The 11,669-nt window shown below is 67.8% G+C and carries 10 protein-coding genes; 6 read left to right on the top strand and 4 right to left on the bottom strand.

The features are described 5' to 3' along the window. Positions 1 to 3 precede the first annotated feature (3 nt). The 4 genes from rpsD (at position 4) to truA (ending at position 3,331) form a co-directional block, all read left to right on the top strand. Positions 4 to 609: a 30S ribosomal protein S4 gene (gene rpsD / locus JOZ00_RS13890; protein WP_293344537.1), complete on the top strand. Its 606-nt coding sequence runs from the start codon at positions 4 to 6 to the stop codon at positions 607 to 609. Positions 610 to 686: 77 nt separating this feature from the next. Beyond that, positions 687 to 1,730: a DNA-directed RNA polymerase subunit alpha gene (locus tag JOZ00_RS13895; protein ID WP_293344531.1), complete on the top strand. Its 1,044-nt coding sequence runs from the start codon at positions 687 to 689 to the stop codon at positions 1,728 to 1,730. A gap of 118 nt (positions 1,731 to 1,848) precedes the next feature. After that, entirely contained in the window at positions 1,849 to 2,493 is a 645-nt protein-coding gene (rplQ, locus tag JOZ00_RS13900) for a 50S ribosomal protein L17 (RefSeq protein WP_293344532.1), read from the top strand. Beyond that, positions 2,480 to 3,331: a tRNA pseudouridine(38-40) synthase TruA gene (gene truA / locus JOZ00_RS13905; RefSeq protein WP_293344538.1), complete on the top strand. Its 852-nt coding sequence runs from the start codon at positions 2,480 to 2,482 to the stop codon at positions 3,329 to 3,331. Before rplQ ends, truA begins: the two co-directional genes overlap by 14 nt. Here truA and JOZ00_RS13910 read toward each other — a convergent pair. Beyond that, complete coding sequence (locus tag JOZ00_RS13910; protein ID WP_293344539.1) at positions 3,328 to 3,927, bottom strand: cutinase family protein; 600 nt, start codon at positions 3,925 to 3,927, stop codon at positions 3,328 to 3,330. The two genes, truA and JOZ00_RS13910, sit on opposite strands and share 4 nt — an antisense overlap. 97 nt (positions 3,928 to 4,024) lie before the next feature. Further along, on the bottom strand, positions 4,025 to 4,897 hold the full coding sequence (locus JOZ00_RS13915) for a cutinase family protein (protein WP_293344533.1): 873 nt from the start codon (positions 4,895 to 4,897) through the stop codon (positions 4,025 to 4,027). Between the two features lie 120 nt (positions 4,898 to 5,017). Here JOZ00_RS13915 and eccB point away from each other — a divergent pair, with 120 nt between their 5' ends. Beyond that, complete coding sequence (gene eccB, locus JOZ00_RS13920) at positions 5,018 to 6,391, top strand: type VII secretion protein EccB (protein ID WP_293344534.1); 1,374 nt, start codon at positions 5,018 to 5,020, stop codon at positions 6,389 to 6,391. Here the strand turns inward: eccB and mycP are convergent. Together mycP and eccD are read right to left on the bottom strand one after the other, a co-directional pair. After that, complete coding sequence (gene mycP, locus JOZ00_RS13925; RefSeq protein ID WP_293344540.1) at positions 6,356 to 7,657, bottom strand: type VII secretion-associated serine protease mycosin; 1,302 nt, start codon at positions 7,655 to 7,657, stop codon at positions 6,356 to 6,358. The two genes, eccB and mycP, sit on opposite strands and share 36 nt — an antisense overlap. A 2-nt stretch (positions 7,658 to 7,659) precedes the next feature. Next, a complete protein-coding gene (gene eccD / locus JOZ00_RS13930; RefSeq protein WP_293344535.1) occupies positions 7,660 to 9,024 on the bottom strand; it encodes a type VII secretion integral membrane protein EccD in 1,365 nt (454 codons plus the stop codon). Between the two features lie 124 nt (positions 9,025 to 9,148). On the opposite strand from eccD, the gene eccCa reads away from it, so the two are divergent. After that, the coding region (eccCa, locus tag JOZ00_RS13935; RefSeq protein WP_293344536.1) for a type VII secretion protein EccCa at positions 9,149 to 11,669 on the top strand (2,521 nt) is incomplete at its 3' end.

Here is an 11,669-nt window from a genome sequence, read left to right on the forward strand (position 1 = left end):
ATCATGGCTCGTTACACCGGACCCATCACGCGCAAGTCGCGCCGTCTGCGCACCGACCTCGTCGGTGGCGACCAGGCCTTCGAGAAGCGTCCCTACCCGCCCGGCCAGCACGGTCGCGCGCGGATCAAGGAGAGCGAATACCTGCTGCAGCTGCAGGAGAAGCAGAAGGCCCGCTTCACCTACGGCGTGATGGAAAAGCAGTTCCGCCGCTACTACGAAGAGGCCGTCCGCCACACCGGCAAGACGGGTGAGAACCTGCTGCAGATTCTCGAAAGCCGCCTCGACAACGTGGTCTACCGCGCCGGGCTTGCCCGCACCCGACGGATGGCCCGCCAGTTGGTCAGCCACGGGCACTTCAGCGTCAACGGCGTGCACGTCAACGTCCCCAGCTACCGGGTGTCGCAGCACGACATCATCGACGTCCGGGACTCGTCGGTGAACACCGTGCCGTTCCAGATCGCGCGGGAGACGGCGGGCGACCGTCCGATCCCCAGCTGGTTGCAGGTCGTCGGCGAGCGCCAGCGCATCCTGATCCACCAGCTGCCCGAGCGGGCACAGATCGACGTTCCGCTCGCCGAGCAGCTCATCGTCGAGTTCTACTCGAAGTAAAAGACTTTCGAGCCGGCCGGCTCGAAAACCCCACCGGCATCAAATAGCGGGTGCCGAGAAGGAGAAGAAGAAACACCATGCTGATCTCTCAGCGACCCACATTGTCGGAGGAAGTCCTCAGCGACAGCCGGTCCCAGTTCGTCATCGAACCGCTGGAGCCGGGATTCGGTTACACCCTGGGCAACTCGCTCCGGCGGACGCTGCTGTCGTCGATTCCCGGCGCGGCCGTCACCAGCATTCGCATCGACGGCGTCCTGCACGAGTTCACCACCGTGCCCGGCGTCAAGGAAGACGTCACCGCCGTCATCCTGAACCTCAAGAGCCTGGTCGTGTCCTCCGAGGAGGACGAGCCGGTCACGATGTACCTGCGCAAGCAGGGTCCGGGTGCGGTCACCGCGGGCGACATCGTGCCGCCCGCCGGCGTCACGGTGCACAACCCGGAGATGCACATCGCGACGCTGAACGACAAGGGCAAGCTCGAGGTCGAGCTCGTCGTCGAGCGGGGCCGCGGCTACGTGCCCGCGGTGCAGAACCGCGCGTCGGGTGCCGAAATCGGCCGCATCCCAGTCGATTCCATCTACTCGCCGGTGCTCAAGGTCACCTACAAGGTGGAAGCCACCCGTGTCGAGCAGCGCACCGACTTCGACAAGCTGGTCCTGGACGTCGAGACCAAGAACTCGATCACCCCGCGTGACGCGCTGGCGTCGGCCGGTAAGACCCTGGTCGAGTTGTTCGGTCTGGCAAGGGAACTCAATGTCGAGGCCGAGGGCATCGAGATCGGGCCGTCGCCCGCCGAGGCCGACCACATCGCGTCCTTCGCACTGCCGATCGACGACCTGGACCTGACCGTGCGTTCCTACAACTGCCTCAAGCGTGAGGGTGTGCACACCGTCGGCGAGTTGGTGTCGCGGACCGAGTCCGACCTGCTGGACATTCGTAACTTCGGCCAGAAGTCCATTGATGAGGTGAAGGTCAAGCTGCACCAGCTTGGCCTGTCGCTCAAGGACAGCCCGCCGAGCTTCGACCCGTCGCAGGTCGCGGGCTACGACGTCGCCACCGGCACCTGGTCCACCGAGGCTGCCTACGACGACCAGGACTACGCCGAAACCGAACAGCTCTAATGGCCGTCCGGTGACGATGCGGCCGTGCAGTGGCCGCTGAGGAACCGGACACAACTGACGAAAGCCCGTCCCGGCCCTACCTGATACGGGGGCCGGCCCCAAATAGGAGATAGTCGCAATGCCCAAGCCCACCAAGGGCGCTCGTCTCGGCGGGTCGTCTTCGCACCAGAAAGCCCTTCTGGCCAACCTGGCCACGTCGCTGTTCGAGCACGGCCGGATCAAGACGACCGAGCCGAAGGCGCGGGCGCTGCGACCCTATGCGGAAAAGCTGATCACGCACGCGAAAAAGGGCTCGCTGCACAACCGTCGCGAGGTGATGAAGAAAATCCGCGACAAGGACGTGGTGCACGCCCTGTTCGCCGAGATCGGACCGTTCTTCGCCGACCGCAACGGCGGATACACCCGCATCATCAAGGTCGAGCCGCGTAAGGGCGACAACGCCCCGATGGCGGTTATCGAACTGGTGCAGGAGAAGACGGCAACCTCGGAGGCCGATCGGGCACGCCGGGTGAAGGCGTCCAAGAAGGCTCCCCAAACTGCAGACGCTCCGGTCGCGGCAGCGGCGGCACCTCAGGCGGCGGTCGAGCCCGAGGAAGCCGTCGGCCCGACGGTCGAGGAAGCAACGTCCGAGGTCGAGGAGACCACGACCGAGGCCGAGCCGACCAAGGCTCAGGTCGAAGCCGAAGAAAAGGCCGACAAGGCCGTGGCCGCGAGAGCCGAAGCCGAAGCCGCCGAGGCTAAAGACGAGGCTGACGAGAGTTAGCGAGGACGTCCGTCTGCGGCTCGATATCGCCTACGACGGAACCGGTTTCGCCGGCTGGGCGGCTCAAGCCGGCCAGCGGACCGTCGCCGGAGTGCTCGACGAGGCGCTGACCACGGTCTTCCGTACGTCCGTGCACCTGCGCGCGGCGGGGCGCACCGACGCCGGCGTCCACGCCACCGGGCAGGTGGCCCACGTCGATGTGCCACCAGACGCGCTGCCCAACGCCTATCCGCGCACGCCGCACGTCGGCGAGCCCGAATTCGTGGCGCTGCTGCGTCGCCTCGGGCGGTTTCTGCCCACCGATGTCCGCGTCGTCGATATCGTCCGCGCCCCAACGGGGTTCGACGCGCGATTCTCGGCGTTGCGCCGCCATTACGTGTACCGGCTTTCGACGGCGCCGTACGGGGTGCAGCCGCTGCAGGCGCGCTACATCACCGCCTGGCCGCGCGTGCTGGACGTGGACGCGATGGCGGCCGCGTCGCGAGACCTGTTGGGATTGCACGATTTTGCGGCGTTCTGCCGTCAGCGTGAGAATGCCACCACGATCCGTGACCTGCAGCGCCTGGACTGGGTGCGCGAGGGCGACCTGATCACCGCGCATGTCACCGCTGACGCGTTCTGCTGGTCGATGGTGCGCTCACTGGTCGGGGCGTTGCTCGCCGTCGGCGAACACCGGCGTCCCGTCTCGTGGTGCCGCGAATTGCTCAGCGCCACAGACCGATCCAGCGACTACGCCACCGCCCCGGCGCACGGGCTGACGCTGGTCGGCGTGGACTATCCACCCGACGATCAGCTGGCCGCGCGCAACCTCATCACCCGGGATGTACGCGTGCGCTAAACCCTGGCCGCGACGAAACTCGCGGCCTTGTTGGTTAATGCGGGCACATAGCTCAGGTGCGAACTCCACTGCATGCCGCCCGAGCAGATCGGGTCGCCCGGGTTGCACAGGTCGATGGTCTTGCCTTCGAAGTTGGGGCTCAGCGCGCTCATCAGCTGACCCGCCCGGCCCGACGGATTCCCGAACAGCGCGACGGCGGCGACGTGATCGGCGGCCCCGACGGGCAACGGCTGTCGAAAGCCCAGGCCCGGAAGCGGTGCGGCGGTGACTATGTCGACGACGGCGGCGCCTTGGGAGTATCCGCCGAGCACGACCTTGGTATTGGGACAGTTGCCGGCCATCTGCTGAATGTGGTTGCTGGCGTCGTTGGCACCGTCCGTGGCAGCCAGGAAGTCTTTGCTCGCCGGATACCTCACCCCATATGCCTCAACGCTTTTGCGGGTCTGCTGGCGCAGCGAGTTGACGAACGCTCCGCCCACTACCCCGACACCGGGGGGTTCGTCGGTTCCTCTGGCGAAGACCACGTCGACGCCGGGGCAGGAGGCGAAGGCGCGGGGAAGCAGTTGAGGGACAACCAAAAACGCGACCACCGCCATGAGGATGACGGCGGCCAGCCTTAGAGGGGTAACCCGCACACAACGATGTTAGGGGCGCGTTGATATACGGCCGGTAACGATTCGGACCGGTAACGGTTTAAACGAGCGGAGCCTGCGGCGTCGGCGCCATCGGCGCGCTGGGCATATTGGGCGTGTTCGGCGTGCTGGGCGTCGGCACCGATCCGTGAATCGAGGGCGGCGACCCGGGCGTCTGCCCGTAGACCGGCGATTGCTGGCCGTACCCGGGCCCGGACTGCTGCGGGCCGATGCCACCCGGTGAGGTGGAGCCCGGGAATGAGCCGGTGCCGGCCAGCTTCGACGCGACGAACTGGGCGGCCTGGGTGGTGTAGACGGGGACGTAGCCCTCGGTGTGCCCGCTCCACTCGTTACCCGGGCCCGCATGGCAGATCGGGTCGTTCGGGTTGCAGTAGTCTTGCGCCTTCGAGCCGAGCAGCGCGCTCTGGCTGGGCAGCGTTCCGCCGGCGCGGTCGGCCACGTCACCGAACGTCACCACGGCCGCAATGTTGTTGGCGTACTGCTCCGGCAACTTGTTGCCCCAGCCGATGCCGCCGATGGGAACGCCGGCCACGATGTCCATCACCGAAGCGCCCTGCGAGTAGCCGCCCAACACGATCTTGGTGTTCGGGCACGTTTCGACGCTTTTCTTGACGCGGTCGATGGTGTCGTTGGCTCCGTCGCCGCCGTGCAGCTGCAGCTTGCTGGCGGCGTAGTTGACGCCGTACGGCAGGATGTTCAGGCCGGTCTGCTGGCGCAGCGAGTCCACCAGGGCGTCACCGACGCGGCCCAGGCCGGCGGGTTCGTTGGTGCCGCGCGCGAAGATGACCTCGACGTCAGGGCAGTCGAATGCGGAGGCGGTCGGCGCCGTGGCGGGGTTCAGAAGCAGGCCAGAAGCAGTGACCAGCGCAGAGGTCCCGAGCCCGACGCAGCGGCCTATGCGGTGTGTTATCACGCCGTTACTCTACCCAGAATCAGCGAGCCCCGAAACTCGCTGACCTGTGGATAAACGTCACGACCTGGCCTTTTCTCGGGTTTATCGTCGGTCCAACCGTTCGCAGGGTTGGGGGGATCAGTGCCGCGTCAGCCGACGACCTGGCTGCACGTCAGCGCGCACCGCTTCTTGTCGAGGCGCTTGGAGTGCGCGTTGCTGGGCCGGGATCTGGCCGCGGCCGGGGCCGGCGTGCGGGCACAGACGGCGTCGCTGGCGCTCGGGGGTGTCCTGACGGCCCTCGCTGCGGCGGCGTGCGTGTTCCTCGCTTTGCTGCGACCCGAGATCGCGTTGGACCGTGCGCAGATCGTGATCGGCCAAGAATCCGGGGCGCTGTATGTGCGGGTCGGCGATACCTGGCATCCGGTGCTGAACCTGGCCTCGGCGCGGCTGATCGCGGCGACTGCCGCCAACCCGCAGCGGGTGCGGGAGTCCGATTTGGCCCGCACGAAACGCGGTCCGCTGCTCGGCATTCCGGGTGCACCACAGTCGCTCGGCGAAGCGCTGGCGGCGGGCGAGTCGACGTGGACCATCTGTGACACCGACGCGTCGGGCGCCACGACCGTCATCGTCGGCCGCACCGAGGAGACGCTCGCCGCTCGGCTGGCGGACGGGCAGGCGGTCTTGGTCGCGCCCGCCTCGGGTTCGCCGTCCTATTTGCTGTACGACGGGCAGCGGGCCGTGGTGGATCGCACAGACGCTGCGGTTTTGCGTGCACTCAGGCTGGAAGGCCGCGCTCCGCGACTGGTCTCGCAGGCGTTGCTGAACGCTGTGCCCGAAGCGCCGCCCATCCGGGCGCCGCGGATTTCCGGGGCGGGTGACGCCGCGCCCGGTCTGCGAGGACTGCCGATCGGAAGTGTGGTTCGTGTCACACGGGCCGGCGGTGACGAGTATTTCGCCGTGCTGGCGGCCGGCGTCCAGCGAATCGGCCAGGTGGCCGCCGACCTGATTCGATTCGGCAACTCCCGCGGTACAGCTAACGCCGTCACGGTCGCACCCGATGCGATACGTGCCGCACCGGTGATCGACTCGCTGCCAGTGGGAACGTTTCCCGACCGCGCGCCCACGGTGCCGGACGGTGATGGCGTGCTGTGCGCCTCTTGGCGGCCCGGTGAATCCGGCGTCGCGATCCTGAGCCGGAATCGGCTGCCGATTCCGGCTGGCCGGACGCCAGTAGCCCTGTCGCAAGCCGATGGCCGCGGCCCCGCGCTGGACGCCGTGTATCTGCCGCCCGGTCGCAGCGCTTACGTACGCGAAAGCGAAGCGGCCGGCACTCGGTACCTGATCACCGACGTCGGGGTGCGCTTCGCCATCCATGACGACGACGCGGAACGCGATCTGGGGTTGCGGGCGCCGAGTCCGGCACCGTGGTCCGTCGTGGGGGTGCTGCCGGCCGGACCGGAATTGAGTAGACGGAACGCCTCAACCGCCCGGGACGCCCTCTCGGGATCGCCGTAACCGGACCCTGGCCGCACCGATGGCCAGCGCGACCGTCAGCGCTGCAACGCAGATCGCTGCGCCGCGCACCGCGGTCTCGCGGGCGTGCGACTTCGGCGGTGCGCCGGGCGGCGTCGTCGCGATCGGCAGGGGTGATGGCGCGGCCGCGCTGGCAGGCGGACCCGCGTCGGTACTGACCGCGGCCAACAGATCTACGGTGCCGTTGCCGACCAGCGGATCCCACCCCGCGGGTGGGTGATGCGCGGTCGATTCGATGCGCTGCATCACCTGTCGCGCGGTCATGCTCGGGAACCGGGCCCGGATCAGTGCGGCCAGGCCGCTGACCACCGGCGCCGCATAACTCGTTCCGGATAGCGTTTCCGAAGTGAGTGAGCCCACCTCCTCGCCGCGAGCCGCGACGTCCACCCAGGGGCCGGCAAGAGTGAACGCCGACGGCTTCCCTTGGGCGTTCACCGATCCGACGGTCAACACATAGTCGTCGTACCAGGCGGGGCTCACCGCGACCGTGGTGGTCTCCCAGGTCGCATCCGGCCGCTGCGAGGGACATTGCGCGCCGCCGCTATTGCCCGCGGCGGCCACGACAACGGCATTCTTGACGTCGACGGCGTAGGCCAGCGCTGCGCCCAGTGCGCGGTCGTCAAGCGTCGACGCGACCGGCACGCAGGCAACCGACGAGATGTTGATGACTGACGCGCCGAGATCTGCCGCCGTCCGGACGGCTTTCGCCAGGGTGTCGACGTCGCCGATGCCGGCGCGGGACCGGTCGTTGGCGGAAGCGAACTTCGCGCTGGACTGACGAATGGCGATCAGAGTGGCCTCGGGCGCCAATCCGCTGAAGCTCGCAGCGTGATCCGAAGGCGTTGCCGCAGCGATGATTCCGGCCACCGGGGTGCCGTGCGCGTCGCAATCCTGAGTACCGTCCCCGGTGGACACATAGTCCCCACCCGGAACCACGTCGGGCAGCAGCGGGTGCCGCGAGATACCGGTGTCGATAACCGCGACGCGTTGTCCGGCGCCGCGAGAGAGTCGCCAGATCCGGGGCAGATCGTCGACGTTCGCGAACTGGCTCGGGCCGGGTGCGGCGCCCGTCGCCATCGTCGCGCACACCTCGCGCTGCACCGTGGGCGACGGCGGCGACGGTCGGGCCGGCTTTGGTAGCAGGCGGTCGTCGACTTTGGGAGGTGAAACCGCTTGCGCGCAAGGAACTCCGAGCGCAGGTAGCAGCGTCAGCGCTGACACCGCGAGCGTGCGCGTCAGCAACTGCATCCTCACCCGAGGCTCAATCCCCTCATTGCGCCGTACAGTCCGCATATCCAGCAGGTCAACGGGATCAACACGATCAGCGCCATGCACTCCAGCAGATCGGCGCTTCGGCGGGCCAGCGGTGACAGGGATTGTGCTGGTGCCACGAAGCCGAGATACATCGCGGCAGCCGCCAACGCCACCGCCGACGTGGCGACCCATGGTCCTTGCTGCGGCGCTTGCAGGGCCGCAGCGCCGAGGGTCGTAGCGGCGATGATGGTTCCGCTGCCGACGAACACCAGCATTCGTCGTCCCTCCTCGGACCGGGCGCGCAATAGCAGCAGCGCGCTTGTGAGTGCACCAAAAGCCATGCAGGAGAAGCGAGATGCGTTGGCGAACACCGTGACGACCGAGCCTACGACAGCCGACGACGACAATCCCGCGACAAGGCTGGTCAACCAGCGGTCCGCCCGGATCGCCTTCGCTGCCACAGCGGCCGCGTCGTCGATGTCTGAGGCCGGCGACAACCCCGCCAGCACGATGGACACCCGCGCCGCCATCGCGAGCAGACCTAGCGATATCAGGGTGGACGCGGCCCCGACCGCGCGCAACGGCGCGGCGCTGAAAACTTCCGCCACAGCGGCCACCGCGATCACCGTCGCGGCGCACGATATGGCGGTCAAAGTGACACCGCGGCCCGATGCGTAAATGGCCGATACCGCCGTCACGGTGGCGGTCGACGCGGCGAGTAATACATTGGGGACGCCCGGGGTGCCGGGCACCGCGAGAAAGCCGGCGACCGCTGCGAACTCGGTGGCGATCACGCCCAGCGTCAACCCGGCGGCCGGATCTCGATAGGTGCGGCAAGCGATCGCCGCAAGCAGCAGCGCGACCGCGGCGCCGGACGCAAGAACGGCCGCGGCGTCGATGCCTCCAGCGACGCTGTTGCTGAATGCATTTCGCACCAGTGTCAGTCCGCCGATACCGGCCAGGCAGCCCGCCGCCGCGGCGGCGGCGACCCTGACCGCCCGCCGATGCCGAGGGTGGGTGCGCGCTGGATCGGCCTCTTCCAAGGCGGCGGACACCGCCACCGCCACGTCGTCGTACCGGGGAGCCGGTGGCGGATCAGCGTCCCGGCTCAGCATCAGCACCGCGCCGTCTTCGATGCCGTGCTGCTCCAGCGTCGACAGCGGATCTAACGCGCCGGCACCGAGTGGTGACAGGTGGTAGCGCTCGGCCTCGAGAACCGCTGCGCAGCCCCGGACTTTCAGGATGTCGACGATCGATGGAATCAGAACGGCGACCGGGATCTCGCCGGACAACGTCACGTCGACAACGGCAGTCCCGGTATGAACCGAGACGCGACGCAGACCCACGTCGGATGCGGACAACGGTAACCCCTTCGCTCGGATTACCGTGAAGATAGCCACTTTTGGGTCTGCGATTATTCAGTTGTCCACAGGTGACTTGTCGGCAATGTCGGTGCTACCTAGCGTCGTGTCACCGGGAGGCGAGATGACTGAGGTAGCGGCGGACATCGTTATCGACGAGCCGCCTATCGCGCCGTCGCTCGCCGCGTCGAGCGTGCTGCCACGCCTGCTGCCGGTGATGCTGTCCCTGGCGAGCATCGGTGTCATGGCCGCGGCGTTCGCGTCCGGGTCGGCCACCACCCGCAATCCCATGTTCCTGGCCTTCCCGGTGATGATGCTGGCCTCGACGGTGGTGACGCTGATGAGCGGGCGTAGCCGTCGCACGGGCGGCGACTTGGCCGCCGACCGGGTCGACTACCTCGCGTATCTGGGTCGGCTTCGCGAAAAGGTGACTGAAATCGGGGAAACACAACGCTATTCGCTGCTGCGCCGGCATCCAGACCCCGACACGTTGTGGACGCTGATCGGGGGCTCCCGGATGTGGGAACGCCAACCCGGCGACGGCGACTTCTGCGTCGTTCGGGTCGCCATCGCCGCTCAGCCGCTGGCCAGCCGTCTGGTGGCCCCGCAAACGGAGTCGACCGACCCGGTCATCGCTGGTGCCCTGCATCGATTCATCCGGACGCATTCCGGCGTCATCGCGCCGGTCACCGTCGACCTGCGGGGGAGTGCGACCGTGACGATCGACGGTGACACGGCTGCGGCCCGTGCGCTGTTGCGCGCGGTGATCTGCCAGTTGGCCGTACTGCACCCGCCCGATCGGCTGTTGATCGCTGCCGTGGTCAGCGAACCGAACCGGGCGCACTGGGACTGGCTGAAATGGCTGCCGCACAACCAACATCCGAACGCCACCGACGGGGTCGGACCGCTCCGCATGGTGTATCAGAGTGCGGCCGAAGCGCAGCGCTCGCTGGCCGGAGTGCGGCCACCGCACGTGGTGGTGATCGCAGACTCAGACGAATGCCCCGTCGCGATCGGCGGCGCAACAGTTGTCGGGCTCGGGACCGAGCGCGCCGGACGATTGGTCATCAGCCGACACGGGGAAACTCAATCACTTTCGCGCCCCGACCAACTGGACCCGGTGGCCGCGTTGGTCTGTGGCCGACGGTTGGCAAGGTACCGCGTGGGCACGGACTCACACGGGCTAAGCCATCCGGACTGGCCGGACCTGATCGGGCTCAGCGGTCTGGACCACGTCGACCCGATCACGCTGTGGCGCAGTCGAGAACACCGCGATCGACTCTGCGTTCCGATCGGAATCACCGCAGCCGGGACGCCACTTGAACTGGATATCAAAGAGCCGGCCGAGAAGGGAGTGGGCCCACACGGGCTCTGCGTCGGCGCCACCGGGTCGGGCAAATCGGAGCTGTTGCGCACCATCGCCCTGGGGATGATGGCGCGCAATCCGCCCGATACCCTCAACCTGCTGCTGATCGACTTCAAAGGCGGGGCAACCTTTCTCGACTACGCGGCGGCTTCGCACGTGTCCGCGGTCATCACCAACCTTGCCGACGACGCGCCGCTGGTAGCGCGGATGCGCGACGCCCTGGCCGGTGAGATGAACCGTCGTCAACAAGTGCTCCGTGAGGCCGGCTGCGCCGGGGTCGCGGAGTATGAGCGTGCCCGCCGCGGCGGCGCCGTGGCGGCGGCTCTGCCCACGTTGTTCATCATCGTCGACGAGTTCTCCGAGCTACTGAGCCGGCATCCCGATTTCGCCGAGACATTCACCGCGATCGGCCGCCTCGGCCGGTCGCTGGGCATGCACCTGCTGCTGGCCAGCCAGCGGCTCGAAGAAGGCCGGTTGCGGGGTCTGGAAGCCCACCTGTCGTATCGGCTGTGTTTGAAGACATTGTCCCCGGGCGAATCACGGGCGGTTCTGGGAACGCTCGATGCGTACGAGTTGCCCAATACCCCGGGTGCTGGCTTTCTGTGTACGAGCGGCGGAGTGCCGGTGCGATTCCAGGCCGCGACGGTGTCGGGACCGAAGCGAGCCCCGCCCCGATATGACTCGACCCTCGCGGCGCGTTCGGCCCAGGTGTTCAGCACTCGGGTGGCGGGGGTGGTGAGCTCCGGCGACGAAGCAGGCACGGCGAATCCGACCGTCCTGCGCGCGGTGCTGGGCCGACTGTCCGGGCACGGGCCACCGGCTCACCAGGTCTGGTTGCCGCCGCTCGGGTCGGCGCCCGCGCTGCACACGCTGTTGCCTGACGTGGCGTCCGAATCGGGCGGCCTGACGGTTCCCATCGGCTTGGTCGATCGCCCCTTCGATCAGTGCCGCACGCCGCTGTGGGTCGACTTATCCGGAGCCGCAGGGAATGTGGCGATCGTCGGCGCGCCCCAGTCGGGCAAGTCGACGGCGCTGCGGACGCTGATCACCGCGCTGGCGGCGGTTCGTGAACCGCGGCACGTGCAGTTCTATTGCCTGGACTTCGGCGGTGGCGCGCTCGCCTCCGTACAAACACTGCCGCATGTGGGTGCCGTCGCGGGCAGGACGGAGCCGCGACTCGTCGAGCGGATCGTCGCCGAGTGCGAGTCGGTGGTCACCGAGCGGGAAGCCATCTTCGGCGAGCATGGAATCGCATCGATCGCGCAATACCGTGCGCTGC

The organism is Mycobacterium sp., from assembly GCF_019243155.1.
Classification (GTDB): domain Bacteria; phylum Actinomycetota; class Actinomycetes; order Mycobacteriales; family Mycobacteriaceae; genus Mycobacterium.